The 25,777-nt window shown below is 61.7% G+C and carries 20 protein-coding genes and 2 riboswitches; of the genes, 12 read left to right on the top strand and 8 right to left on the bottom strand.

What is annotated here, in order from left to right:
* The first annotated feature begins 14 nt into the window (after positions 1–14).
* Positions 15–1,205, top strand: a complete 1,191-nt coding sequence (locus ACOSV0_RS30660) for a glycosyltransferase family 4 protein (protein WP_434111004.1) — start codon at positions 15–17, stop codon at positions 1,203–1,205.
* Between the two features lie 15 nt (positions 1,206–1,220).
* Here the strand turns inward: ACOSV0_RS30660 and ACOSV0_RS30655 are convergent, their stop codons facing one another.
* Together ACOSV0_RS30655 and ACOSV0_RS30650 are read right to left on the bottom strand one after the other, a co-directional pair.
* Complete coding sequence (locus tag ACOSV0_RS30655; RefSeq protein ID WP_434111002.1) at positions 1,221–1,820, bottom strand: phosphatase PAP2 family protein; 600 nt, start codon at positions 1,818–1,820, stop codon at positions 1,221–1,223.
* 41 nt (positions 1,821–1,861) lie between these two features.
* The gene (locus ACOSV0_RS30650; RefSeq protein WP_434111000.1) at positions 1,862–3,109 is read right to left on the bottom strand and encodes an O-antigen ligase family protein; all 1,248 of its coding nucleotides are present in this window, start codon (positions 3,107–3,109) and stop codon (positions 1,862–1,864) included.
* 649 nt (positions 3,110–3,758) lie between these two features.
* Between ACOSV0_RS30650 and ACOSV0_RS30645 the strand changes: the two genes are divergently transcribed.
* From ACOSV0_RS30645 to ACOSV0_RS30630, 4 genes are all read left to right on the top strand, one after another.
* Positions 3,759–5,273 (top strand): mannose-1-phosphate guanylyltransferase/mannose-6-phosphate isomerase, encoded by a 1,515-nt coding sequence (locus ACOSV0_RS30645; RefSeq protein ID WP_434110999.1) that lies wholly within the window; start codon positions 3,759–3,761, stop codon positions 5,271–5,273.
* A 41-nt stretch (positions 5,274–5,314) separates the two neighbouring features.
* The gene (locus tag ACOSV0_RS30640) at positions 5,315–6,697 is read left to right on the top strand and encodes an undecaprenyl-phosphate glucose phosphotransferase (RefSeq protein WP_434110998.1); all 1,383 of its coding nucleotides are present in this window, start codon (positions 5,315–5,317) and stop codon (positions 6,695–6,697) included.
* A gap of 70 nt (positions 6,698–6,767) precedes the next feature.
* Entirely contained in the window at positions 6,768–7,826 is a 1,059-nt protein-coding gene (locus tag ACOSV0_RS30635) for a sugar-transfer associated ATP-grasp domain-containing protein (RefSeq protein ID WP_434115906.1), read from the top strand.
* A 160-nt stretch (positions 7,827–7,986) separates the two neighbouring features.
* A complete protein-coding gene (locus ACOSV0_RS30630; protein ID WP_434110997.1) occupies positions 7,987–8,310 on the top strand; it encodes a hypothetical protein in 324 nt (107 codons plus the stop codon).
* Positions 8,311–8,343: 33 nt separating this feature from the next.
* Here ACOSV0_RS30630 and ACOSV0_RS30625 read toward each other — a convergent pair whose 3' ends face one another.
* A complete protein-coding gene (locus ACOSV0_RS30625) occupies positions 8,344–8,523 on the bottom strand; it encodes a hypothetical protein (RefSeq protein WP_434110995.1) in 180 nt (59 codons plus the stop codon).
* An 806-nt stretch (positions 8,524–9,329) separates the two neighbouring features.
* Between ACOSV0_RS30625 and ACOSV0_RS30620 the strand changes: the two genes are divergently transcribed.
* From ACOSV0_RS30620 to ACOSV0_RS30605, 4 genes are all read left to right on the top strand, one after another.
* Entirely contained in the window at positions 9,330–10,067 is a 738-nt protein-coding gene (locus ACOSV0_RS30620; RefSeq protein WP_434110993.1) for a response regulator transcription factor, read from the top strand.
* Positions 10,064–11,518, top strand: a complete 1,455-nt coding sequence (locus tag ACOSV0_RS30615; RefSeq protein WP_434110991.1) for a FecR domain-containing protein — start codon at positions 10,064–10,066, stop codon at positions 11,516–11,518. The genes ACOSV0_RS30620 and ACOSV0_RS30615 overlap by 4 nt, the downstream gene beginning before the upstream one ends.
* A 66-nt stretch (positions 11,519–11,584) precedes the next feature.
* Complete coding sequence (locus tag ACOSV0_RS30610) at positions 11,585–14,089, top strand: CHASE2 domain-containing protein (protein ID WP_434110990.1); 2,505 nt, start codon at positions 11,585–11,587, stop codon at positions 14,087–14,089.
* A gap of 35 nt (positions 14,090–14,124) precedes the next feature.
* The gene (locus ACOSV0_RS30605; protein ID WP_434115904.1) at positions 14,125–14,730 is read left to right on the top strand and encodes a DUF4136 domain-containing protein; all 606 of its coding nucleotides are present in this window, start codon (positions 14,125–14,127) and stop codon (positions 14,728–14,730) included.
* Between the two features lie 16 nt (positions 14,731–14,746).
* Here the strand turns inward: ACOSV0_RS30605 and bluB are convergent, their stop codons facing one another.
* The 5 genes from bluB to cobA are packed head-to-tail and all read right to left on the bottom strand — an operon-like array spanning position 14,747 to position 18,681.
* Entirely contained in the window at positions 14,747–15,406 is a 660-nt protein-coding gene (gene bluB, locus ACOSV0_RS30600; protein ID WP_434110988.1) for a 5,6-dimethylbenzimidazole synthase, read from the bottom strand.
* Positions 15,390–16,799 (bottom strand): cobyrinate a,c-diamide synthase, encoded by a 1,410-nt coding sequence (locus ACOSV0_RS30595; RefSeq protein ID WP_434110986.1) that lies wholly within the window; start codon positions 16,797–16,799, stop codon positions 15,390–15,392. Before ACOSV0_RS30595 ends, bluB begins: the two co-directional genes overlap by 17 nt.
* A gap of 3 nt (positions 16,800–16,802) precedes the next feature.
* Complete coding sequence (gene cobO / locus ACOSV0_RS30590; protein ID WP_074287655.1) at positions 16,803–17,405, bottom strand: cob(I)yrinic acid a,c-diamide adenosyltransferase; 603 nt, start codon at positions 17,403–17,405, stop codon at positions 16,803–16,805.
* A complete protein-coding gene (locus ACOSV0_RS30585; RefSeq protein ID WP_434110984.1) occupies positions 17,402–17,923 on the bottom strand; it encodes a cobalamin biosynthesis protein in 522 nt (173 codons plus the stop codon). Before ACOSV0_RS30585 ends, cobO begins: the two co-directional genes overlap by 4 nt.
* Entirely contained in the window at positions 17,920–18,681 is a 762-nt protein-coding gene (cobA, locus tag ACOSV0_RS30580; RefSeq protein WP_434115902.1) for a uroporphyrinogen-III C-methyltransferase, read from the bottom strand. The genes ACOSV0_RS30585 and cobA overlap by 4 nt, the downstream gene beginning before the upstream one ends.
* Positions 18,682–18,912: 231 nt before the next feature.
* A riboswitch (cobalamin riboswitch) is annotated at positions 18,913–19,140 on the bottom strand.
* Between the two features lie 79 nt (positions 19,141–19,219).
* A riboswitch (cobalamin riboswitch) is annotated at positions 19,220–19,499 on the top strand.
* A 203-nt stretch (positions 19,500–19,702) separates the two neighbouring features.
* Between cobA and cobW the strand changes: the two genes are divergently transcribed.
* The 3 genes from cobW to ACOSV0_RS30565 are packed head-to-tail and all read left to right on the top strand — an operon-like array spanning position 19,703 to position 25,674.
* Positions 19,703–20,803, top strand: coding sequence for a cobalamin biosynthesis protein CobW (cobW, locus tag ACOSV0_RS30575; protein WP_434110982.1), 1,101 nt, complete (start codon positions 19,703–19,705; stop codon positions 20,801–20,803).
* Positions 20,804–20,809: 6 nt separating this feature from the next.
* Complete coding sequence (gene cobN, locus ACOSV0_RS30570; RefSeq protein ID WP_434110980.1) at positions 20,810–24,610, top strand: cobaltochelatase subunit CobN; 3,801 nt, start codon at positions 20,810–20,812, stop codon at positions 24,608–24,610.
* On the top strand, positions 24,607–25,674 hold the full coding sequence (locus tag ACOSV0_RS30565; RefSeq protein WP_434110979.1) for an ATP-binding protein: 1,068 nt from the start codon (positions 24,607–24,609) through the stop codon (positions 25,672–25,674). The genes cobN and ACOSV0_RS30565 overlap by 4 nt, the downstream gene beginning before the upstream one ends.
* The last annotated feature ends 103 nt before the right edge of the window (positions 25,675–25,777 follow it).

The raw sequence follows: 25,777 nt of genomic DNA, 5'->3' as shown, positions 1-25,777 counted from the left end.
CACAGGAGGTCGAAGTGAAAGTCGCTATTGTTCACGATTGGTTAGTGGTTTCGGGCGGTGCGGAAAAGGTGCTGAAAAATATTATCGAGTGTTTCCCGAAAGCGGACATCTTTTCAATCGTCGATTTTCTGGAGGACCGGGATTGCGTGAAAGGGAAATCCGTCAAGACGTCCTTCATTCAGAACATGCCTCTAGCGCGTAAGCGTTATCGCGCATACCTGCCGTTGATGCCGATCGCGATCGAACAAGTCGACCTGTCTGGCTACGATCTTGTCATTTCCAGTTCGCACGCGGTTGCGAAGGGCGTGCTGACCGGACCGAACCAGATCCACATCAGCTACGTCCATTCGCCTATTCGCTATGCCTGGGACCTGCAGCATCAATATCTCAACGAATCTCATCTGAACACGGGCATCAAATCCGTGATGGCGCGCATTCTGCTTCACTACATTCGTGGATGGGATTCGCGCTCGGCCAATGGCGTGGATCATCTTCTGGCGAATTCGCAGTTCATCGCCCGGCGGATCAGAAAGGCCTACCAGCGCGAAGCAACCGTCATCTACCCGCCGGTCGATCTGGCAAACCTGACGATGGGCACGCAGAAGGATGATTTTTACGTGACGGCGTCACGTATGGTGCCGTATAAACGTATCGATCTGGTCGTACGGGCCTTTTCACAAACGCCCGAACGCCGGCTCGTTGTGATTGGCGACGGCCCCGACATGAAGAAGGTCAGGGCGGTGGCTGGCGAGAATGTGACGATCCTGGGCCACCAACCGTTCGAAGTTCTTGTCGATCATTTGAGGCGCGCCCGTGCGTTTGTGTTTGCAGCGGAAGAAGACTTCGGTATCTCCGTGGTGGAAGCTCAGGCATGCGGAACGCCGGTCATCGCATTCGGCAGAGGCGGTGCGCTCGAGTCTGTTATCGGTCTACCGCTTGAACGGCCAACCGGCGTGTTCTTTGGCGAACAGACGCCCGAGTCTTTGTTGGCAGCGGTCAGCCGGTTTGAGCGCAATGACAATCTGTTCGATCCTCGGGCATGCCGTAGAAACGCAGAGCGTTTTTCGTCGGAGAACTTCAAGACGGCGCTGACGAACTTCATCGACTCCCGGCTCCCATACAGGGGCCTCGAACACTTTCTCCCGTATCCGGTCATGGGCCAGCTACCCGTCAATCAGCGTCATCATGCCGACGTTGTGTCATGAGCGAAGAAGAATGCGCTAGCGGATCTGACCCAGAATGGCTCTGACAGACGGCATATGGCGATGGATTGCTGGCGAGTGAGCATCGATTAAGTCCTGAAGCGGCGCCTCGTGCCCATAGGCAAGCGTTGAGACCAGCAAAAGGCTGAGCGTGAATCCGACCGGCCTGAAGCGTTCAAACTCGACGTTGATGGCGGCCCGCAAGAAGAATACGGCGACAAGCGTGCCGAGAAACCAGCCGGCAATCGCTTCCGGAAACGAATGGGAGTGATCCACGACCCGGGCGAAACCGGTGAGTGCGCCAATGGCCATGCCGGCGCCGACGCCTGGGAGCGGCGGCAAACGCCACCATTTCATCTGGAGGGTAATCGCTACCGTCCACACGGAAGTCGACAACATCGTGTGCCCGCTAATCACGCGGAAATCGGTAGCAGGGATGGATACGCCCCAACCGGCATAAATAATCTTGGTTGCACCGACGATAGCCATTCCCCCGGCGAGCGCACCGACCAACCGCCATGCCAGGCGGACGTTGAACCGCGCCAGCCAGCCGATACAGATAGCGGCGACGGGCAACGTTACGGCGGCATCGCCTATGTTGGTGAACAGGGTCCACATGGGATTTTCTCTTCTGCGTTTTCGCCGGCGCGTGATTGCGCTCAGCGTGGTGCGCGGCCGTCTGACTTCTGCTGAAGATGATTGATCGCGGCGGTGTTGACCGACCGCGCTGCCAGCAACAGGGAGATAACGAGAGCAAGGATCAGTACATTCGACGGCGAGACCAGGCGATGTTCGGTCGCGGCCATGACAAGCAGGCAAACAGATGAAATTTCAACAAACCTGAAGGCGGCGAAGTTCTGTCCACCGCCAAACAGGGCAGCGGCGGCTGCACCGTGTTTGCTCCATTCGATGAGTTTCCAGTAGAAGCTCAGCATCAGGGCAAGACCGACTACGCCGAGTTCCGCAAGGAAGTTCAGGTAGGAGTTATGAGCATGCGAGTCGCTATGTTCGATGATCATGTCCGACGGTACGCCCAATAGATGAAAGTAAGAAGTCACGCTGCCGATATGATCGTCGAATGAGCCGAAACCGAGACCTACGATCGGGCTCTGTTCGAAGTACGTAAGAGCGCGCGGCCATAGCCATTCATAGCGAATGTCCAGATTGGCGACTTTGGCATCCTGATTCTCGATGGTGAAGGTGTAGCCCATATAGTCGACTCTGGGATCCGTATGGTAGATCGCCATGGCGATGGACCCGGCGATAAGGCCGGCAATGAGCGTCGCCAGCATCCAGCGTTTGCGACCGAAGTAGAGGTAGGGAAGAATGACAAGTGCACCCAGCAACGAACCCCGGCTATAGGTGGAGAACAGCATGAGTGCATTGCCGGCGAGCAACGCAAGTAGCAGCTTGCTGCGCCTGTGCAGGTAGCATGCGATACCCAGGCAGAACAGCATGGCGAAGAACCCGCCTGCCGCATTGCGTGCAATGAAGTAGCTTCCAAAACTGTCGTCGGGACGCGCCAGGATGCTGAGCAAGCCATTGTGGATGACGTAGTAAGCGTAGGGCGGCAGGTTGATCAGCACCGCGAACACGAAAAACGTGCGAAGAACTTTATTCAGATCCCAACGGTGCGTGTACAGGCAGCCGGCAAAAATAGGTGCGTACGAGATGAAAAAATTGCCGTCGCGCCGATAGAAATCGAATTCCAGGAACGACCTAGGATCGTAGAGCAGCGTGGAGATCACGACCAATAAAGTGAACGCGGTGAGCGGCGTCATGAACGTGGGATAGCTGCGTCCAAAAAAGCGCCACGGAAAAAAGACGAGCGGGACCAGTCCGGCCGCGCTTACGGGGACCAGATTGGTGACCGTCAGGAACAGTGCAAGGAGCGATATGTAGGCCATTGCGGCTCCAGAGAATTGTCCAGATAAGCGTCAACGTGAGCGTCCGGATAAGCGGACGGCGTGCGGTCTTTGAAGACCACGCCAGGCCCGTAGCACAAACAGGGAGTCGGACGCCAAAAGCCAGCATGTTACGGACAACAGACAATATGGGTGCTCTACCTTTCACACCAAAGCATCAACTCGTTCACATGAACGGTATCACGGCTATAAATTGATTTCCAACCCGCTCGTCTCGCGAAGCATATAAATCCAGCCTGTTTGGTGCGCTTGCGAAAGCAGGTCCAACGACCACGGCCAAAACCTCCACGGTTCGCGCCAGAAATGTTGTGGTGCAGCGAAGCCTGACTATGATGAAACACATCGAGTACTGCTCTGTGGCGCCAGCTTGCCGGTAGAAAGTCGATGCGTGGCGTTACTGTTGAACGTCATGCAGTTGCGGCCGGGCCGCGATGCTGACCACACTTTCCGGTCGGGCCAGATTGACGGTCAACGTGTGCACCTTTGTCACCGCGCACTGAACCGATGGCTTTGTCCGCCTGTTCTGTCATTGATCACACAAGAAGCCAACGGCGCGGTTGACGATGCAAGGTATCGCGCGTGGACGTGAGGATTTCGTTCGCCAGCTGGTTTCAATGTAAAGGAGCTTTAAATGAGCAAGGTTACGGTAAGTGCTGGCGAGATAGATAACGAAGAGATCGATCAGGTTGTGGCGGACTATCCGCCGCTCGTGCAGGTGATTCTTGCGGGTGGCTCAGGTACTCGTCTGTGGCCGGTGTCGCGTGAGCAGTTTCCAAAGCAATTGATCGACGTGATCGGTAACCAGACGTTGCTGCAGGCCACGATGGGACGAATGGCGGGCTTCAGCACGACGTGGGAGATCGCCGCGGATCCGCTTATCGTGTGCGGGGCAGAGCATTACTTTGCGACTTACGAGCAGGCCCGGGAGATTGGGGTGAACGCGCGCATCATCGTGGAGCCGGCCCGTCGGGATACGGCACCGGCTCTCACGCTTGCCGCGCTGGCGGCATGTACCGACGGGCAGGATGCCATTCTGGTCGCCATGCCCGCGGACCACGCGATTGCCAATCTGGATGCGCTTCATCAGTCTATCGACATCGCAGCACGTCATGCGTTGAATGGTGAGATCGCCACGCTAGGCATTCCGCCCAATCGTGCCGACACGGGATTCGGTTATATCCGCCTCGGTGACGCATTGCCGGATGAGGCGCACCGCATCGAGCGTTTTGTCGAGAAGCCGGCCGTGGAACTCGCTGCCCAATACGTTGAATCCGGCAATTACTGGTGGAATAGCGGCATGTTCGTGGTTCGATCGTCCGTCTGGCTAGCTGCTATCGAGCGGTTCCAGCCCGAAATGCACGCTGCGTGTGTCCAGGCTTATCAAGGTGCCAGGAAGACGGACGAATGCGTTATTCCCGATGCCACCGAGTTCCTGCGTTCGCCGTCCGATTCGATCGACTACGCTGTGATGGAGCAGGTTGGCAAGCCTGATTCGCCATTCAGCGCAATTGTGGTGCCGCTCGAAGCGGGCTGGTCGGATCTCGGTTCGTGGGACGCGGTCTGGCAGGCGATGGAAAAGGACGAGTGCGGCAACGCTTCAAATGGGCGCGTGGTGTTCGAAGGCGCAACCGCCACGTATGCGCGCTCGCAGGGTGGCAGGCTGGTTGCGTGTGTCGGCACGAACAATATGATCGTGGTCGATACCGACGACGCCGTGCTGGTTGCAGACCGCTCACACGTGCAGGACATCAAGGGGCTGGTGTCGCGCATCAAGCGCGAGAAGTCGCCGGAAGCCGACACGCATAGAAAAGTCCGTCGGCCATGGGGTTTCTACGATTCGATCGACCACGGCGACCGTTTCCAGGTGAAGCGAATCGTCGTGATGCCGGGCGCGCGCCTGTCCTTGCAGATGCATCACCACCGCGCGGAGCACTGGGTCGTCGTGTGCGGCACGGCACTTGTCACCCGCGGAGAGGAGCAGTTTCTTCTCGGCGAAAACGAGTCGACTTATATCCCTCTTGGCATACGCCACCGTCTGGAAAATCCTGGCTGCGTACCGCTTCAGATCATCGAAGTTCAGTCGGGCACGTATCTCGGCGAAGACGACATCGTCCGGTTTGACGATCAGTACGGACGGTGCAGCTGAATCAGCTCGGGTGACTAGGTGCGTGTCTTTAGGGGGCTGCGATGCGGTTGATTACTGGTCTAATGGCAAGACTGTTCGACGTGGCGATGATCCTGACCGGCGCACTCGTGGCCTCGCGGATCCGCTTCGACGATGCTTCTCAACGCGGTTTCTATTTTGCATTCGTCGCTTTCGCCGCGGCGTTCTCGTTGGCTGTGTTTCCGGCGCTCGGTGTGTATGAATCCTGGCGCGGGCGCTCCAAAAGGACGCTGGTGGGGCAAGTCGCGCTCGGCTGGCTAGTCGTGCAGGCCTGCGCGATGGTGCTGATGTTCTCGTTACATCGCATCGACTTTGTCTCGCGTCTCTGGTTTGCATACTGGACGGGAATTTCCGGCGGGTTGATGGTTGCCGGCCGCATGGCGACACACGCGCTGCTTGGCCGGGCGCGCAATGCGGGCCTGAATTTGCAGCAGGTTGCCGTGGCAGCGTGCGGGGAGCATTGCAATGAGATCATTCGCAAGATGGAGATGAATCCGGCGGCTGGTTTTCGGCCTAATGCGCTGTATAACGTGCGGTCCGATACCGCGGCCGCAACCACGAACGCGGTGCGTGTCTTTGACGAGCATGCAAGCTTTGCTCGACACGTTCGTGAAAAACAGATCGGCGAAGTCTGGCTGGCATTGCCACTGACCGAAGAGCGCACGATTCTCAAGCTGGTCAATGAGTTTCGCAATGATCTGATCAACATACGTTTCATGCCCGACGTGCGTACGTTGGCTCTGTTTGAAGGAAGCGTGACCGACCTGCTGGGCGTGCCGACCATCAATTTGGCCGCCTCGCCGTTGCCGCCCAATGCAATAGTGCAAAAGGAATTGTTTGACCGCCTCTTTGCACTGGGCGCGCTAATCGCCGTATCGCCCATTCTGCTTGCTTGTGCAATTGCCGTTAAGCTAAGTTCGCCCGGGCCGGTATTTTTCAAACAGCGCCGCAAAGGCGCGGACGGACGCGTCTTCACCATCCTGAAGTTTCGCACCATGCGTCTGCATAAACAGAAGCACGGCGTACTCGAGCAGGCTACACGCGGCGACCCGCGTATTACCAAAGTGGGTGGATTTCTTCGCCGCACGAGCCTTGATGAATTACCGCAGTTCTTCAACGTGCTACGCGGCGATATGTCGGTAGTGGGGCCTCGCCCTCATGCGCTTGAACACGACGATCTCTACCAGAACATTGTCTCCGGCTACATTCATCGCTACCGCATCAAGCCTGGCATTACTGGATGGGCGCAGATCAACGGTTTTCGCGGCGAGACCGATCGCCTCGAAAAGATGGAGGGCCGTGTCGCCCATGATTTGTATTACCTCAGGAACTGGTCATTCAGACTTGATGTGAAAATCATTTTCGCGACTGTATTCAAGGGACTTCATCATCCTAACGCTTACTGAGCTTAGATCGAGGTCCCAGTAATACAGTACAGGAAGTAGAAATGAGTCGAATAGCAGCGGGATCGAAATGATGTCATTCGATGTTGAGCACGTAGTCAGACGGTCGTTAAAAAGGGCCGCGCAATTCAGATTTCACCGGAATCATGGCGCTCAGGCCGGGCGGGTTCTGCAATTTCTGGAGCAGAAGTACGGAAAGGTCGACCCGGCGAATCTGAAGCTGGCCGATACCTACGCGCGCGACGTATTTGGGAACGCCGTCTACGCGCCGTGGCTTCGCGTCTACACGGCGTTCAGTGGAATGTTCAAGGAAGGGTGGATTCCGGATAACTACTACGGAAGCGTAGTGGTGCCGAGCATGAAAGGCTCCTACGGCAAGCTATCCGACCTGAAGTCGATATCACGGCTGATCTTCGGCAGCGACGCGTTTCCAGACGTCGCCTATTTCGCCAATGGCCTGTTTTTCACGGAAAAAAACGTCGTGATTCTGGAGCGTGAACTCGAGAGCGTCGTGTTCGGACAGTGCGACAGAGTTGTGTTCAAGCTGGACGGGTCCGGGCAAGGCAAAGGTGTGTACATCTTTGATAGAGGGAATTTCGACCGCGCAACCATCAAATCGCTTGGCAATGGGGTTATTCAGAGATTCATCACTCAGCACCGCGTGTTCAATGCTTTTGCTTCAAAGCCGGTTGCCACGTTGCGCTTTACGACGGTCGTAGACAACGCTGGCGACATCTCGATTCGAGCCTGTTTTTTACGACTGGGAAGAGCGGAAGACACGCACGTTCAGAGTGATCGCGACATCTGTGTGCCGGTCGATCTGGCCACCGGCGAACTGGGGCGTGAGGGTTACATGAATGACTGGGGTGCGACTGAAGCACATCCAGATTCCGGAGTCCGGTTCTCCGGCGTGAAAATCCCCGCATTTGCGCAATGCATTGCGACGGTCCTCGATCTGCATCGGAAGATTCCTTTTGCTCGATGCATAGGGTGGGATGTGACCGTCGATGCGGACGAAAACGTTCAGGTAATGGAATGGAATGGCGAACACAACGACGTGAAGTTCAGTGAAGCCACGCAAGGCCCCTGTTTTTCCGACTTGAAGTGGGAGCGACTAAGCGCTGTGGTTTGAGTGAGAGCGTCGCTGTCCGGTTGGATAGAGCGACGGGAAATTTGCGCAGGCACGGGCAATCTGTCTGATCGCGGCGCGGGTCATGCGTGACATGAACCTGGTTTGCGCACGCCGCGGGGAGCGGTCGCCCGCGATTCGGAGCCCCATACGGAGACATGACGTGAGCGAACAGTTATGGTGCGTCCATATCGAAGGGCTTAACGACTTCATTGTCGTCGATTCTCTGCGGGCGGCTGAGCGAGAAGCGTCGACGATTAACGCGTACATAGAAAGCACCGAGACGGGCCAGCGCGCGGCGGTCCTGAGAGCGGTGGTGGTCGAATGGCCATTTGACGCCGCCGATCATGCACGTGCGCTGCAAGAAGACTGGAATGACCTCCGGCATATGCCGCACAGACGACCGCCTGTGAACAAGTCCGATGGCGTGCTCGTGAATATGGCGCAACATGTAAAAAAACTGATGTCGGTGGCGCGTGGTAAGTAACGGCGGGTGTCTCGTCAATTGCCCAGTTGTTCATCATCCCAACGTGACACGCTCACCGTTGCGACCGCGGCCCTTGCCGCGCAGCCGCCCGTGCACGATCCGGCGCCACCCGTTCGGCGTATTTTCGGGAAGCCGGCCGGCATCGAGCGCGTAGTCCCACGCCGCGCCGAGTTCCATCTTGATGTGGTTCGCATAGGCTGGGCGATCTCGCAACCTTTCCAGCAGGTCGAACGCTATATATTGGTTGCGGCTAGAGGAGCTTGGTCCGTCTGGCGTCAGAACCTCATCTGCGGTCCGATGTCGGTTTCCCGGACTACTTTCCGATGCAAAAAACCTGCGCTAAATGTCACGCCGGCCGCGAAGTTTTGCAGTGCGATAGCGCTCGCCGCGACTACGTCGATTGCTCCAGTGCTTGTCTTAAGTAATTGTTTTATAAGTTATTTTTATTGTGTTCGTGTGTTTCGATGTATATCTGCGATCGCATCCTCAAATCGGTTTGACAATCTTTAAACGATTTATTTTGAGACTGTTTCTATACTGAGTCGCAATTGTCAAATCGCTGTTACCCGAATGCGGGCCACGGCCACCTATGACAAAGGCAGACGGGGCCAATCACCGTGCGTGCGAGACCAACCGATCCAGATAACGACCCGCAGAGATCGATTTCAATAACAGGCAGAGCCTGAGAGACGTTGTAGAAAATCTATAGAACGGTCCCCAGTGGCCGAGCCGGGCCGGATAGCCGCATAATCGCATCCGGGAAAGAGAAGGGCCATTTTCGATTATGATGATCTGCCCCCTCGGTAATCAGCGCACTAAAGCCAAAATACGCGCCAATTTCGAGATAGAGGGGTGACAGAACTGAACGGGGCACGAGGCGAGGGACCTTTAATCGAAAAGCGAGTGCAGCCGAATACGAAAACAGGACGCTGGATCGTCGGTGCTAGCGCCGTCATCCTGGCCAACTGCCGGCTCACCGGCCATCAATTACGAAGGACGACGTCGCGTTGTGGGGTTTTATGAGAATTGCAGTCCTGGATGACGATTCGGCTCAGGCCGACCTTGTTTGCCAAACGCTTTCGGCGGCCGGGCACGTCTGTCACGCTTTCGGCGCGGGCCGCGAACTGGTGAGGCAGTTGCGGCGCCAGACCTTCGACCTTCTCGTGCTCGACTGGAACGTACCCGACATGTCGGGCGAAGAGGTGCTGCGCTGGGTGCGCGAAAGCCTTTCCGAGCGCTTGCCGGTCCTGTTCATGACGAGCCGCGGCCGCGAAACAGACATCACCTCGATCCTCAACACCGGCGCGGACGATTACGTCGTCAAGCCGGTTTCCGCGGCGGTTCTGCTGGCGCGCGTCGGCTCGCTGCTGCGCCGGGCATATCACCTGAAACCGCCCGCGGCGAAGGAAGTCTTCGGCGAATTCGAATTCGATCTGGGCGCGAAGCATGTGGTGGTGCGCGGCGCGACTGTCGCCGTGACGCAGAAGGAGTTCGAGCTCGCGCTGCTGCTGTTCCAGCACCTGAGCCGGCCGCTTTCGCGCGCGCATATTCTCGACGTGATCTGGAAGCAGGCGACGGACATTCCGTCGCGCACGATGGACACCCACGTGTCGATGCTGCGCAGCAAGCTCGGCTTGCGCCCGGAGAAGGGCTATCGTCTGACGCCGATCTACGGCTATGGGTACCGGCTCGAGCGGATCGACTCCGGCACACCGCCAGTGGCGGCCGAAAACCGCCCCGAAGCGGGGGATGCGTGACGGTTTCTTTTGCTGTGGCAGCGCCCGGCTGCACAGGTTCACCGGGTCGCCGCGCCGGCGCAGTGATGGCGCTGGCCGGTCTGATCGCGATGACGTGCTTCGCACCGGTATCGGCGGATGCGCAATCGTCCCGCGCGCCGAAGCAACGCACCCGGACGGCTGCGCCCGCCTATGTGTCCTACGTGACCCACGAGGGCGACACGCTGTATGAAATCGCCGGCCGCTATCTGCGCGACCCCGGCGATTGGGCCATGCTGAGCCGCCTGAATCACGTCCCCGCGCCACGCCGCATGCCGGCCGGAATCGCGCTGCGTCTACCGGCCGACAGGCTCAGACAGGACGCCGAGTCGGCACGCGTGATCGCGACGAGCGGTCCGGCCGAGCACGCTTTCGGCACGAATCCTTACACGCCGCTCGTGCCGGGCACGACGCTCGGCGAGGGCGATCGCATCCGCACCGGCGACAACGGCTTTGTCACGCTGGAGTTGCCGGACGGCTCGCACGTCACGGTGTCGCAAAACGGCCAGCTCGACATCGGCAAGCTGCGGCGCACCGTGCTGACCGGCGCGGGTGATCGCGTGCTCGATCTGCAGCATGGCGAAGTGGACAGCGAGGTCACGCACGCCACCAAAAAGGACGACCGCTTCCAGATCCGCTCGCCCTCGGTTGTAGCGGGTGTGCGCGGGACGCGCTTCAAGGTTGCCTACGATGGCGAAGAGCGAACCACGGCGGTAGAGGTGCTGGACGGCGCCGTTGGCGTCGACCCGGCCGCGGTCGGCGGTCAGGCCTCTGCGCCTCCGCCTGGCGTGCCGTTGCAGGCCTCGGCGCAGCTCATCAAGGCCCGCTTCGGCAGTGTCACGCGGGCGGGCAGCGCGATCGGCAGTCCGGTGGAATTGCTGGCCGCGCCGTCGCTCACGGAGCCGGCGAAAGTGCAGGACGGCAAAACCGTCGCTTTCGACCTCGTGCCGGCGGAGCGGGCCGTGGCCTATCGCGTGCAGATTGCGCGTGACGCCGATCAGCTCGACCTGATCCGCGATCAGCGCGTAAGCGTGCCGCATGCGGACTTCGGCGATCTGGCCGACGGCACGTATTTTGTGCGCATCGCCGCGATCGACGCGAATGGGCTGGAAGGCGTGCCCCAGGTCTACGGTTTCGAGCGGCGCCAGCTTGGGCTGGCCGCGTCGGCGGGGCCGCGCGCCGGCAGCCGCGACTACGAGTTCCGCTGGTTCGTCAGCCGCTCCACGGTCGAGACGCGCTTTCGCTTCGTGCTGGCGACGACCGCGGATCTGAGCCATCCGCTCGTCGATCGGACCGATCTGAAGGACGGTCAACTCGTGGTGAGCGACTTGCCCGGCGGCGTCTACTATTGGACGATCGTCGCCGAGCAGTTCGAAAATGGCCGTTTCTATGAGAAGAGCAGCGCGGTCCGGTCGTTTACGCTTGCACGCTGACGCTGGTAGATTCACGGGGCCGAGCCACCAAGCGGCCCGCTCCTTAGCTCTCGACCACGCCACGCCTTGCCGAACACACACACGCGCCTGAGCCTCGACCCGCGCGCCCGCCTCGGCAGGCGTGCCGGCCGCCGCTTCCTGCTCGAATGGGTGGCGATCGGCTGCCTCGGTATTGTGGTGATTCTGCTCAGCTCGCTCGGCCGGATGACCGCCAGCGTCGACCACCTGGTCTACGACCGCTTTCTGAGCCTGCGCACTCCGCCCTTGCTGCACGACATTGTCGTAGTCGAAATCGACAACGCCAGCGTTGCGCAGCTCGGCCGCTGGCCGTGGCCGCGCAGCGTCCATGCCAGGCTGCTCGAACAGGTGGCGAAGGCGAAGCCGGCTGCCGTGATCTACGACGTGCTCTTTACCGAAGCCAATCCGGAAGACGCCCAGCTCGCCCGCGCGATCGCCCTGAGTCCCACCTATCTGCCGATGCTGCTGACTCCGCCGGACAGCGCCGGTCAGCGCGTGGCGGTCGAACCGGTGGCGCCGCTCGCGCGTGCCGCGGCCGGACTTGGGCATATCAATCTCGAAGTCGACAGCGACGGCATCGTGCGCAGCGTCGCGCGGTTCGAGGGCGACGCGAATTCGCGCTGGCCGCAATTGATGGTGCCGGTCGCACAGGCCATCGAGCGTGGCGCGCTGCAATTGAGCGGGGGGCCGCGCCGGCAACCTTCCGGCAGGGCGGCGACCCAATCCAGTGACAACGACGAAGGCGAAGACCGCTTTCTGATTCCCTTCGGTCTGAATGCGCAGAACTACACGAAGCTGAGTTTCGCCAGCGTGCTCGCGGGCGATGCCCCGACGGACAAGCTGCGCGGGCGTATCGTGCTGATCGGCGTGACCGCATCCGGCTTGTACGACCGCTTTGCCACACCGGTGTCCGGCGAGCTGGGGCCGCTGCCCGGTGTCTATATCCATGCGAACGTGCTCGATACGCTGCTGACCGGTCGCGAGCTCGAGCCCGCGGAGCCGTGGGTGCTGTTCATCGCGTCGCTGGCGCCGCTTGCTGCGCTGCTTGCCGGTTTCCTGGTGCTGTCGCCGCGCCGTTCGTTGCTGTTGACCGTCGCGTTGGGCGTGCTCGCCACGGCTGGCAGCGCGATCTTGCTCTACGGCGCGCGGCTCTGGATGTCACCGGTGCCGGCGATTTTCAGTTTGATCGTGGTGTATCCGATCTGGAACTGGCGGCGCCTCGAAATGACGATGGCCTATCTGCGCGAAGAGCTGCAACGCCTCGCCGACGAGCCCCACCTCCTGCCGGAAACACCGCAGCGCCGCCGCGAGTTCGGCGGCGACGTGCTGGAGCAGCATATGGCGCTGATGGCGCAGGCCGCGCAGCGCGTGCAGGACATGAAGCGCTTCGTGTGGGACAGCCTCGACAGCATGCCCGAGCCGATTCTGGTGAGCGACGTGGAAGGCATCGTGCTGATTGCGAACCATGCGGCCAAGGCGCATTTCGCCCGCCTTGGCGCGCCACTGCCGGAAGGCCTGCCGATGCGGACGGTGCTGGGCGGCCTGACGCTGGTCAAGACCATCGACAGCGGCGCGCCGTCGGACGCCGAGAACAATCTGCTCGCGCATGCCCAGTGGCCCGCGCTGCTCGATCCCGCACGCCGCGAGTTCGCCGCGCTGATGGAGCAGGGCGTAGAGGTGCGCGACGCCCACGAGCGCGACCATCTGCTGCGCTATGCGAATTGCACGAACGAGCAAGGTGAGACGACGGGCTGGATCGCGGGCCTGGTCGACGTATCGGCCTTGCATGCCGCCGAGCGTCAGCGGGAAGACGCGTTGCGGCTGCTGTCGCACGATATGCGCTCGCCGCAGGCTTCGATACTGGCGCTGGTGGAGATCGAGCGGGCGCGCAGCGAGCCGGTGCTCGCGCGTGGCCTGCTGGAGCGTATCGAGCGCTATGCACAACGTGCGCTGACGCTCGCCGACGACTTCGTGCAACTCGCGCGAGCCGAATCGCAGACCTATGTGCTCGAACCCGTGAGCATGACCGAACTGATGATCGACGCCAGCGACGAGGTCTGGCCGCAGGCCCACGCCAAACGCATCACGCTGCAAACCGATACGGAAAATGAAGCCGATGCCGGGGACGAGGGCCATTGGATCTGCGCCGACCGTTCATTGATGACGCGCGCGCTCGTCAACATTCTGAACAATGCGGTCAAGTACAGTCCGCCGGATACGCGGATCACGTGCAGCCTGAAGAGCATCGGCAGCTTTGCGCAGACGGGCGTGCCTGGCGCGGCAAAGCGCGTGTCGTGCACGATTCGCGACGAAGGCTACGGTATTCCCATGGAGCAGCAGGCGGGTCTGTTCGAGCGCTTCAGGCGCTTTCACGAAACGGAGCGGCCGGACGTGGGCGGCGCGGGGTTGGGGATGGCGTTTGTCAAGACGGTCGTGACGCGCCATGGCGGCGACGTCGAGGTAGTCAGCGCGCCTGGCAAGGGAACGGCGTTCACGATTTTCCTGCCGGCACTCGACGACGCGCAATCCGATGCCGCTGCAACCGCACGCTGATAACCTATGAACACTCATCTTATTGAAGCGAGGAGCTGGTGAAAGCGATATTGATCTGTGCTGCGCTAGCCGCGGCGAGTCTGACCGGATGCGCGGGTTTGAGCGCCGACGTGCACACGGCGAACCCTTCGGCCGCGCTGCAGGGCGAGCGCACCTATACGATTGCGCGCCTGCCTTCGCAGGATGCCAGCGCGGATCATCCGCAATTTGAAACCATGCTGCGTGACGAGCTGACGAAGAACGGCTTCACCGACACGGCGGGCAAGTCGGCGCACTATTTACTGTCGATAGCGTATGACACGCGGCCGGCCACGGTCGGCGTGAGCGTGAAGGATTGCGCACCAGGCGCATGCGAACGCGCGCCCGAACCCCCGTTTGCGCTGTTCGGCGGACGCGCCTATCAGCATTCGTTGACGCTGCGGTTTTTCGAGCAGTCGAGCGGACAGGAAGTCTATAGCGTGAAAGCGGCCAGCAGCGATCGCGACGCTGACCCACTGCACGCGATGCCGGCACTCGTTAAAAGCGCCCTGGCAAAATTTCCTTTCGAAGCGCCGCCCGACTGGCGCGTGAAACTGCGGGCCGATCAGGCGAGCGGCGTGCCGGATGTGGTTTCGCTTAAACCCGTTCAGCCGCAGCAGTAAGAACCCCGCGCCCGCTCTATTCGGGTGCTTTGTTTTCTTCCGGCCAGCGGTTTTCGAACACGCAATCGGCGAGCGGCATACGGTTTGCCCAGCGCTCGGTTTCCAGCATCGGCTCGCTGTAGAACTGATCGACGTGGCCGAGACACAGGATCGCCACCGGCCGCGCGCCTTCGGGCATATGCAGCAGCGTACGGACCGTGTCGACGTCGAATAGCGACACCCAGCCCATTCCCAAACCTTCCGCGCGCGCGGCGAGCCACATGTTCTGGATAGCGCACGCCACGGACGCAAGGTCCATCTCCGGCAAAGTGCGGCGTCCGAAGATGTGCCGCTCGCGACCGTCCATCAGCGCCATCACCAGCAGTTCGCCGCAGTCCAGCATGCCTTCCACTTTCAGCTTCATGAACTCTTCGCGCCGCTTGCCGAGGGCGTCGGCGGTGGCGAGGCGTTCGCTTTCGACCGTTGCGTGCAATGCCGTGCGTAAAGCCGGGTCGGTGATGCGCGCAATGCGCCAGGGCTGCATGAAGCCGACGCTCGGCGCGTGATGCGCCGCGTCGAGCAGGCGTTGCAAGATGGCAGGGTCGACCGGCTCGCGCACGAAGTGGCGCATGTCGCGCCGTTCGTAAATGGCGCGGTAGACGGCGTCCCGCTCGGAATCGTTAAAAGGCTTCGCCATGGAACAGGGCGGCCGTGAAGGCCGGGTTGGAGGGCCAATAAGCGTGCATGTAGGTTGCCACAATCGAACCGGCACGGAACACGTTTTCGCCGGGGGCATCGCCGTGTGGCCGGGTGGCTGAACGCAGCGGCGTGAGCGGCGTAGTCAGTCTGGAGTAGTGGAAGGTGTGACCGGTCATCGGACCGTGCAGGCTGTCGATCTGTTGCATGCCGAGCGCGGTGAAGCGCGTTTGCATCGTGGCGTGACCGGGTAGCAGGCCGAGCATCGGCGTGGTGGTGCCGCTCGTGTCGGTCAACTGTTCAAGCAGGTACAGCATGCCGCCGCATTCGGCGACGATCGGTTTGTTCGCGGCGGCATGTGCGCGAATCGTTGTGGCGCTTTGCGTGTTGCTTGCGAGCACTGCGACATGCAGTTCGGGGTAGCCGCCAGGGAGGTACAGGGCGTCGGCGTGCTCTGGCAGTGGATCATCGGCGAGCGGGGAGAAATAGTCGATGTGCGCGCCGAGTGTCTCCAGCAGCGTGACGTTGGCCGGATAGATGAACGAGAACGCGGCATCGCGCGCGATCGCGATTCGTTTGCCTTCCAGAAGACGCGGCAGAGCCTCAGGCGCGGGCGCTCCGAATTCGACCGGCGGCGGCAATTCAGCCAGCGTGGTTTGCGCGAGCGCATCGGCGGCGCGATCCAGGCGCGTTTCCAGGTCTTCGATCTCTGCGGCTTGATGCAGGCCGAGATGGCGATCGGGCAATTCGATTTCGTCGTTACCGGCAATGTGCCCACACCAGCGCAGGCTCGGCGGTAGCGCTTCGGCGAGCATCTGCGCATGTCTTGGGGAGCCGACACGATTGGCGAGCACGCCATAAAACGGCACGTGCGGCCTGAATTGCGCCAGGCCGAAAGCGACCGCGCCAAAGGTCTGCGCCATCGCTTTCGCCGAAATCACCGCGAGCACCGGTACGCCGAACGTGGTGGCGAGATCGGCGCTGCTCGGCGTGCCGTCGTACAGACCCATCACGCCTTCGATCAGGATCAGATCCGCTTCGGCTACTGCTTGCGCCAGCAGGTTGCGGCAGGCGGATTCGCCCACCATCCACAGATCGAGCGACAGTACCGGCGCGCCGCTGGCACGCGCGAGGATCATCGGGTCGAGAAAGTCCGGACCCGTCTTGAAGACGCGCACGCGTCGCCCGAGCCGCCGATGGTAGCGCGCCAGACCCGCGGTAATCGTGGTCTTGCCTTGGCCCGACGCAGGCGCGCTGATGAACAGGGCGGGGCACGCTCCTCCGGACGAAGTCCGCTCAGGGGATGCCCCGAAGGACGCCTTCTGCCCCGCAGGAAGCCCCCTTGGGGGATTGACGGACGCTTCGAACGAAGCCCCCTTGGGGGACGCTGACATCGCTCAGAACTCCACGCCGCGCTGCGCTTTCACGCCTTGCTCGCGATACGGGTGCTTGACGATGCGCATTTCGGTGACGAGGTCGGCGGCTTCGATCAGTGCGTCCGGCGCGTGGCGGCCGGTCACCACCACGTGCAGCATCTCCGCGCGCGCGTTCAGGACCGACAGCACTTCGTCGAGCGGCAGGTATTCGTACTTCAGCACCGTGTTCAGTTCGTCGAGGATCACCATCTGATAGTCGCCGCTCTCGATCATGCGGCGCGCTTCGTCCCAGCCTTTGCGCGCGGTGGCGATGTCGGCGTCACGATTCTGGGTGTTCCAGGTGTAGCCGTCGCCCATCGTGACGAAATCGCAATTGGCGATCGCACCGAGGAAATCGCGCTCCGAGGTATGCAGCGCGCCTTTGATGAATTGCACGACGCCCAGGCGCATGCCGTGCCCCAGCACGCGCACGGCCATGCCGAACGCTGCCGTGGTTTTGCCTTTACCGGTGCCGGTGTTGACGATCAGCAGACCTTTTTCGACCGTGGCGCTGGCCTGTTTTTTCTCGTGGCCTTCGCGCCGGCGCTCGGTCATACGTTGATGCGATTCGGGATCGGTCTTCATGGAAGATCCTGTTCTTGAGGGTCGTTGTTTGTCTGTTCGCCGACGGGGTGGGCGGTGGTTGAGGCTATCGCCACCGTGACGCCGTTGTGGATGGTTTTGCGCACGAGTAGTTGTGCGTTGCGGGTATTGGGTGTGATCGATGCGACGGCGGCAGTGGCCGATGCAACTGATGCATGAACCGCACGAGGTGCGCTGGCCGTATCGGATCCGGCCGTCGCCGCAGCAGCGAGCAAGGCGCACGGTTCGCAGACGCCGTCTACACCGAGATGCTCGCGTGCGGGCGACGACGGATCGTCCACCGCTATCGCCGCAATCTGTTCGCGGCTGAACAACTTCAGCGGCAGCGCGTGACGTGCGCAGAATTCGAGCAGACCGGCTTCGTGGGCTTTGGTGTCGATCGAGGCAATCGTGCCGATTTCATCGAATGCATGCGAGCCGAGTGCAGCGCGCACGGCCGCTTCGATCTGCTCAGCCGGGCTGTGCAGGCGGCAGCCGATGCCGATGGCGAGTGTTTTCATTGCGTGTCCAGCTTGCTCGCCATACTGGCTTTCGCGGCATTCCGCGCCAAAGCCAGCGACGCCACGCCGCCGATCACCACGATCGCCGGCGATCCGAGTCCGGCATGTGAGACCGCCTTCACGAACTCGCCGAGCCGCGCGAGCACGTGCCGTTGCTCGGGACGCGTCGCCGATTCGATCGCCGCGCACGGCGTATCGGCGCTCATGCCGGCCGCGAGCAACGCGCCGGCGATATCGCTCAGGCGACGCATACCCATATAGATCACCAGTGTCATTCGCGTGGCGACGAGCGCGGCCCAATCCGGCTCGCCACTGCCGGCGCCGTGCCCGGTAACGAACACCACGCCCTGCGCGTAATCGCGATGCGTGACAGGAATACCGATTGCCGCGGGCGCTGCAATCCCGGCGGTGATGCCGTTGATCACGTCCACGCTGATGCCCGCTGCGTGCAGCGCCTGCTGTTCTTCGCCGCCACGGCCGAACACGAACGGATCGCCGCCTTTCAAACGGGCGACGCTGCGCCCAGCCTGCACATGGTCGAGCATCTGCGCGACGATGCCGGCCTGCGGCGTCGACGGATGCCCGCCACGTTTGCCGACGTACACGACCTGCGCGTCGGCGCGTGCGAACTGCAGCACGTCGGGGTTCACCAGATCGTCGACCAGCACCACATCGGCTTGTGCCAGGGCGCGCGTTGCCTTGAGCGTCATCAGTTCGACGTCGCCGGGACCGGCGCCGATCAGCCAGGCGCGGCTCATCGCGGCGTGCATGGCGCGCGCCATGTCGTGACAAGCGGGAACGGGTGGGACGCGAAGAGGCCCGAGGCGGCGGAAATCGAGGTCATGCGGTATGACAGAGTACGCGCGACGAACAACGCTGCCCGCCGCGTTCCCCGTTCACTATGGGAAAACGCCAACGGCCGCGCCACGTCGTGCTTCAGCGCCTTCACATCCGTCCCTCGCGGATTCCGGCGGCCGGCAGCGTGACGTTCACTGCCTCCGCGTCTGGCCGGTATCCGGGCTGGCGGCCTCATGCGTTTTGCCTTCCCGTCCGGATTCGTCAGACAGTGGCATCAAAAACGCATGCGCGATGCGCAAGCACCGCAGGTCGCTTACCGTTGCGGGGACAGCACAGGTTGCGCGCAGCGAGCGCGGCCTGTTTCCCGTTTAACTGCACATGCGAACGCATGTGCGGGCACCAAACGCGCGCATACGATAGCACACGGCAGGCCGCGCCGGCACTGCGGAAAGGCCCTGTCAGCCCCTGCGTTTCCTTGACGGCACGGGGCTCCCGGCCTAAACTCGCACGCACTTTGGTGCTCGCATGCGCGCTCGTGCGCATGCAGTTAAACGGGAAACAGGGTGCCCACCTGCAATGGACCGGGTCAACCTGTGCTGCCCCCGCAACGGTAAGCGAAAAGCGGTTCCAGGCTGTTTGCCTGGCGCCGCGGAGCCGGCTTCGATGTCCACGCGCAAGGCCGCGTCGGCATATAACCACTGGGCGAGAAACCACTCGTCCGGGAAGGGGAAGCGGCGCTTTCGCCAGCCCGGATACCGGCCAGACTACGCAGAATGACCACCGCGGGGATGCGGCGGCGCGTTCATGACCTCATTCCCGTTTTCTGTTTTCTGTTGCCCCGGCAACGCCGTTATTCGTCCTCGTGTCTGGTTAGTGTGGTTATGTCGTGGCTGGGTGCATCTGCCCCGTTTGCCCGGCCTATACAGCCAAATGCGCAGGCGCGCCGGCGTGCTCATGCAACTCCTACGGATGGACCTCACGATGCAAACTCAAATGCGCAAGATCCCCGTCACCATCGTCACGGGCTTTCTCGGCAGCGGCAAGACCACACTGCTGCGGCACATTCTTCAGCATGCGGGCGGCAAGCGCATCGCGGTGATCGTCAACGAATTCGGCGAACTCGGCATCGACGGGGAAATCCTCAAGGGTTGCGGGATCGGTTGCGATGAAAACGGCGTCGAAACTGAAGGGCAACTGTATGAACTTGCGAACGGCTGCCTGTGCTGCACCGTGCAGGAAGAGTTTTTCCCGGTGATGGAAAAGCTGGTGGAACGCCGCGAGCAGATCGATCACGTGCTGATCGAGACGTCCGGTCTCGCGTTGCCGAAGCCGCTGGTGCAGGCGTTCAACTGGCCGCAGATCAAGAACAGCTTCACTGTCGACGCGGTCGTCACCGTGGTTGACGGCCCGGCCGCTGCGAGTGGCCAGTTCGCCGACAATCCGGTCGCCGTGGATGCACAACGCAAGGCCGATCCGAATCTCGATCACGAATCGCCGCTGCACGAGCTGTTCGAAGATCAATTGTCGGCGGCCGATCTGGTGATTCTGAACAAAACGGATTTGCTCGACGATGCGCAGCAAGCGTCTGTCGAAGCCGCCATTCGTGAGGAAATTCCGTCGCAAGTGAAGATCGTGCGTGCGCAGATGGGCCAGCTCGATCTGCATACATTGCTCGGCCTGGAAGCGGCTTCTGAAGAAACGATTCACCTGCGTCACGATCACCATGGTTCGGCCGAAGACGCCGATCACCATCACGACGAATTCGATTCGGTGGTGGTGCACGCGAATGTTTCCTCGCGCGAGGCTGTGATCGCCGCGTTGCAAGGGCTGGTCGAAACCAACACGATTTACCGCATCAAAGGCTTCGCGGCATTGCCGGGCGCCGCGATGCGCCTGGTGATTCAGGGCGTGGGCCGTCGTTTCGATAGTTACTTCGACCGGCGCTGGCAAGCGGGCGAAACAGGCGCAGGCCAGCAAAGCCGCTTCGTGCTGATCGGTGAAGACCTCGACCAGGCCGCGCTGCAACAGGCATTCGACGCCGCGTTGGGCGCCGTGGCAAGCGCTCAGCCGCAACAGGCGTAACCGGTCATGCATCTGCTGCGCACCACGCCGGGTGGTTTTGTCGACGATACGCAAGGCGTGATCCGTATCGATCAGCAGCCTGCGGATATCGTGGTGCTCAGTTCCGCCGATACGACACTGTCGCTGCTGGCGAGCGTGGTGCCTCGTTTGGGTGAAGGCTTCCCAAGCTTACGGCTCGCGAACGTCACGTATTTGCGGCAGCCGGCTTCGGTCGATTTCTACGTCGAAGACGTGTTGCAGCATGCGCGTGTCGTGGTGGTCGATCATCTGGGCGGCGAGGCGTACTGGCCGTACGGAATCGAACAGGTGGTCGCGCTCGCCGAGCGCAAGCAGCAGACGCTCGCGATGTTCTCCGGCGATCTGCAGGAGGACCCGAACCTGCTCGCGCGCAGCACCGCCGACGCCGATCTGTGTCATCAGCTATGGCGCTATCTGCGTGAAGGCGGGCCGCAGAATGCAGAGGCGTTCCTGCGCGCGATCGCGTATCGCGCGCTTGGCTGGGGGCGCGAGCCTGCGCCGCCGCGTGCGTTGCCGGCCGCGACGCTCTACCATTCCGAACGCGATACGCCGACTGTGGCCGATTGGCAGGCGCGCTGGGTCAAGGGCGCGCCGGTCGCCGCGATTCTGTTCTACAAGGCGCATCTGCAAGCGGCCAACACGGCTGTGTTCGATGCGCTGATCGATGCGCTCGAAGCACAGGGCCTGAATCCACTGCCGATCGCGATTACCTCGCTGAAAGATGCGATGAGCCGCGAAGTCGTGCAGCAGTTGTGTGCGCAACACGATGTCGCATTGGTGCTGAATACGACTGCATTCGCCGCATCTGCCATCGACGACCCCGAGCCGCTTGCGCTCGCCGGTGACGCGCCGGTCATGCAGGTGATTCTGAGCGGGGGCAATCGCGAGGATTGGCTCAAGGACAATCAGGGCCTCAACTCGCGCGATATCGCCATGCATATCGCGCTGCCGGAAGTGGATGGACGCATCATCACGCGGGCGATCAGTTTCAAGGGGCTCGCGTATCGTTGTCCGCATACCGAAGTCGATGTGGTCCGCTACCAGCCTGACCTCGAACGTGTCGGCTTTCTGGCCGAACTGAGCCGCCGCTGGTGCCGCCTGCGCACGCTCGATAACGCGGACAAAAAACTCGCGCTGATCCTCGCCAACTATCCGATGAGTGAAGGGCGCATCGGCAATGGCGTGGGGCTCGATACGCCGGCCTCGGTGGTCGGCATTCTGTCGATGTTGCGCGCTGAGGGATACCGTCTCGCCACATTGCCTGCTGATGGCGACGCGCTGCTGAAGGCATTGACCGAAGGCGTGACCAACGATCCCGTGGTGCGCGATTTGCGGCCCGCATTGCAAAGCCTTGCGCTCGACGATTACCTTTTGTACTTCAACGCGTTGCCGGCGGAAGCTCGCAATGCATTGAACGCGCGCTGGGGCTCGCCCGAACAGGATCCGACCTTGCGGCGCGGCCGTTTCATGATCGCGGGCTGGCGCTGCGGGCAAGTGTTCGTCGGCATTCAACCGTCGCGTTCGCGTGAGCAGGGCGATTACGCGAGCTATCACGACGCTGAGCTCGTGCCGCCGCATGCGTATCTGGCGTTCTATTTCTGGTTGCGTCATCAGTTCGGCGTCGATGCAGTTGTGCATGTCGGCAAGCACGGCAATCTTGAATGGCTGCCCGGCAAGAGCGTCGCGTTGAGCGATGCCTGCTGGCCCGATCTGATTCTCGGACCGATGCCGCATCTGTACCCGTTCATCGTCAACGATCCGGGCGAGGGGAGTCAGGCGAAGCGCCGCGCGCAGGCCGTCATCATCGATCACCTGATGCCGCCGCTCACACGCGCCGAAACTTACGGGCCGTTGCAGGACCTCGAGCGTCAGGTCGACGAATACTATGAAGCGCTGATGGTCGACCCGCGCCGCTCAAAGCTGTTGAGGCGCACCATTCTCGCGACCATCGTCGAGCATAAGCTGCATGACGAACTGAGTCTTGCGGAGCCGAATGGACAGGACGCCGAGGACGCGCTGCTGACGCGCGTCGATGCATGGCTGTGCGAGTTGAAGGAAGCACAGATTCGCGATGGTTTGCATACGTTCGGGCAATCGCCTGACGGGGTGCAGCGGCGCGATACGTTGCTGGCTTTGGGGCGCTTTCCGGTTGGTGATGGCCATGGCGGCAAGGCGGGTTTGATCGATGCATTGGCGCGCGATCTGCGGATGGATCATCTGTTCGATCCGCTGTCGGTAGATTGGTCGGCGGCGTGGGATGGTCCGCGTCCTGATGTATTGCAGCAGGTGAGCGATGCGCCGTGGCGGCACTGCGGCGATACACGCGAGCGCCTGGAACTGCTGGCAGCCGAAATGTTGCGCGAAGTGTGTGGTGACGGAACGTTCAATGCGGCGCCCGTGAACGGGAGCTTGCCCCAGGCGGAGCGAGTGATCGAGCGACTGCGCAACGACGTATTGCTGCGACTCGACGCCTGCGGTCCAGAGGAAATGAGGCATCTGAAGCGCGGGCTCGAAGGGCGCTTCGTGCCGCCGGGGCCGAGCGGGTCGCCTTCGCGTGGACGGCCTGACGTGCTGCCCACCGGTCGCAACTTCTATTCCGTCGATACGCGCGTCGTGCCGACTCAAGCGGCATGGTCGCTTGGTTTGAAATCCGCGCAGCAGTTGATCGAGCGGCATCTGCAGGAAAAGGGCGACTACCCGCGTGCAATTGGCCTTTCCGTTTGGGGCACCGCAACCATGCGCACCGGTGGCGACGATATTGCCCAGGCGCTTGCTTTGCTCGGCGTGCGGCCGAAATGGGCGCCAGGCAGTCACCGTGTGACCGACTTCGAGATCATGCCGATCGAAGTATTCGACCGGCCGCGTATCGACGTTACCTTGCGCGTGTCCGGTTTTTTCCGCGATGCCTTTGCGAACGTGATGCATCTGTTCGACGCCGCCGTGCAGGCCGTGGCTGAACTCGACGAACCCGAAGACCTGAACCCGATTCGCGCACGCGTGCTGCGCGAACGCGACGCGCTGATTGCGCGCGGCATGGATGCCGCCGAAGCGCGCAAGCGCGCCGGCTGGCGTGTCTTCAGCGCGCGGCCCGGCGCATATGGCGCGGGTCTGCAGGACATGATCGACTCGCAGCCGTGGCAAACCGACGCCGATCTCGCGAACGCGTATCAGGCGTGGGGCGGTTATGCCTACACGCAGAAAAGCGCCGGCGAAGAGGCGCGTCACGCGTTCGGCACACGTCTTGCCGCAATGGACGTGGTGCTGCAGAACCAGGACAACCGCGAGCACGACCTGCTCGATTCGAATGATTACTATCAGTTCCAGGGCGGCATGGTCGCGGCGGTGCGGCATCTGGCGGGCCAGCAGCCGCAGATCTATCACGCGGACCACAGCAACCCGGCTGCGCCGCGCGTTCGCACGCTGCATGAAGAAATTGCGCGAGTGGTCCGGTCACGCGTGGTTAATCCGAAATGGCTCGATGGCGTGAAGCGCCACGGCTACAAAGGCGCCGCGGAAATCGCGGCGACGGTCGATTATCTCTACGGCTACGATGCCACTGCGCGAGTGGTCGCCGATCATCAATATGCGCTTGTCGCCGATGCTTATCTGAACGACGCCGATACGCGCGAGTTCTTGCAGCGGCACAATCCGCACGCCATGCATTCGATCTGCGAGCGTCTGCTCGAAGCGATGCAGCGCGGTTTGTGGCAAGCGCCCGGCGATTATCGCGCGCAAGTCGAACAGCATTTGCTCGCGAGCGAGCAGCAGATCGAAGGAATGCAAACATGAATGCAGCGACCCAACGGCCCGCTTTTCCATTTGCTGCGCTGATCGGTCAGGCACCGTTGCAGCAGGCGCTTCTGTTGGCCGCGATCGATCCCGGTCTGGGTGGCGTGCTGGTGAGCGGGCCGCGCGGCACGGCCAAATCGACTGCGGCGCGCGCGCTCGCCGAATTGTTGCCGGAAGGGCAATTGGTGAATTTGCCGCTCGGCGCGAGTGAAGACCGCTTGATCGGCACGCTCGATATCGAAACGGTGTTGCGCGACAGCTCGGTGCGCTTTTCGCCTGGTTTGCTCGCGAAAGCGCATCGCGGCGTGCTGTACGTCGATGAGGTGAATCTGCTGCCCGACGCGCTCGTCGATGCATTGCTCGATGCGGCCGCCAGCGGCGTGAATACCGTCGAGCGCGATGGCGTCTCGCATAGTCACGATGCGAGCTTCGTGCTGATCGGCACGATGAATCCGGAAGAAGGCGAGTTGCGGCCGCAACTGATCGACCGCTTCGGTTTGATGGTCGAGTTGCAGAACTGTTTTGAGCCGCAGGTGCGTCAGCAGATCGTCAAGGCACGTCTCGCGTTCGATCTCGATCCGCGCGGCTTTCGCGCTGGATATGCGCAGCAACAGGAAACGTATGTTCAGCGGATTCGTGCGGCGCGTGAAGTACTGCCGCAACTCGATTTCGACGACGCTGTGCATGCGCATGTCAGCGCGTTATGCATCGACGCGGCGGTCGATGGCTTGCGCGCCGATCTCGTGATGTTGCGCGCGGCGCGGGCATTGGCGGCACTGGAGCAGGCGGCTGCGGTCACGACTGAGCATGTCGGGCGGGTCGCCGAGGCGGTGTTGATGCATAGGCGTCACGATCGTGAGGCACGTGCGGAGGGTGACGTGCGTGGGAATGAAGCATCGCGGCAGGCTGGTGACGATGCGAATGCTGCGTCTTCACAACCTTCGCACGAGACAACGCCCGGTGCTGCTGCTGCCGGCGATAGCGATTGGGGTTACTTGCCACCGCAGCCTACGGGCGTCGCGCAGGTGAAAGGCGTCATTCCGCTCAACGCAAAAAAACGCTGAGCCATCGGAAGGGCGCCGCCGCTGACTCGCGCAGCGGTTTTCGATGGCGGCAAGGTGCCGGTGCAGGTTCGCGTGGCCGTTTGCAAGGCGCGCCGGGTAAGCG

Origin of the sequence: Paraburkholderia caffeinilytica, from assembly GCF_051027425.1 — a bacterium.
Taxonomy (GTDB): Bacteria; Pseudomonadota; Gammaproteobacteria; order Burkholderiales; family Burkholderiaceae; genus Paraburkholderia; species Paraburkholderia caffeinilytica_A.
This window is presented reverse-complemented; position numbering and strand designations above follow the sequence as displayed.

Bases quoted from the DNA above. Each gene is read 5' to 3' on its own strand.
- ACOSV0_RS30585 (WP_434110984.1), bottom strand. From the start codon at position 17,923: ATGAAAACACTCGCCATCGGCATCGGCTGCCGCCTGCACAGCCCGGCT.
- ACOSV0_RS30640 (WP_434110998.1), top strand. From the start codon at position 5,315: ATGCGGTTGATTACTGGTCTAATGGCAAGACTGTTCGACGTGGCGATG.
- cobN (WP_434110980.1), top strand. From the start codon at position 20,810: ATGCATCTGCTGCGCACCACGCCGGGTGGTTTTGTCGACGATACGCAA.
- ACOSV0_RS30595 (WP_434110986.1), bottom strand. From the start codon at position 16,799: ATGTCAGCGTCCCCCAAGGGGGCTTCGTTCGAAGCGTCCGTCAATCCC.
- cobO (WP_074287655.1), bottom strand. From the start codon at position 17,405: ATGAAGACCGATCCCGAATCGCATCAACGTATGACCGAGCGCCGGCGC.
- ACOSV0_RS30655 (WP_434111002.1), bottom strand. From the start codon at position 1,820: ATGTGGACCCTGTTCACCAACATAGGCGATGCCGCCGTAACGTTGCCC.
- cobA (WP_434115902.1), bottom strand. From the start codon at position 18,681: ATGAGCCGCGCCTGGCTGATCGGCGCCGGTCCCGGCGACGTCGAACTG.
- ACOSV0_RS30645 (WP_434110999.1), top strand. From the start codon at position 3,759: ATGAGCAAGGTTACGGTAAGTGCTGGCGAGATAGATAACGAAGAGATC.
- ACOSV0_RS30635 (WP_434115906.1), top strand. From the start codon at position 6,768: ATGTCATTCGATGTTGAGCACGTAGTCAGACGGTCGTTAAAAAGGGCC.
- ACOSV0_RS30565 (WP_434110979.1), top strand. From the start codon at position 24,607: ATGAATGCAGCGACCCAACGGCCCGCTTTTCCATTTGCTGCGCTGATC.
- ACOSV0_RS30650 (WP_434111000.1), bottom strand. From the start codon at position 3,109: ATGGCCTACATATCGCTCCTTGCACTGTTCCTGACGGTCACCAATCTG.
- cobW (WP_434110982.1), top strand. From the start codon at position 19,703: ATGCAAACTCAAATGCGCAAGATCCCCGTCACCATCGTCACGGGCTTT.
- ACOSV0_RS30620 (WP_434110993.1), top strand. From the start codon at position 9,330: ATGAGAATTGCAGTCCTGGATGACGATTCGGCTCAGGCCGACCTTGTT.
- bluB (WP_434110988.1), bottom strand. From the start codon at position 15,406: ATGGCGAAGCCTTTTAACGATTCCGAGCGGGACGCCGTCTACCGCGCC.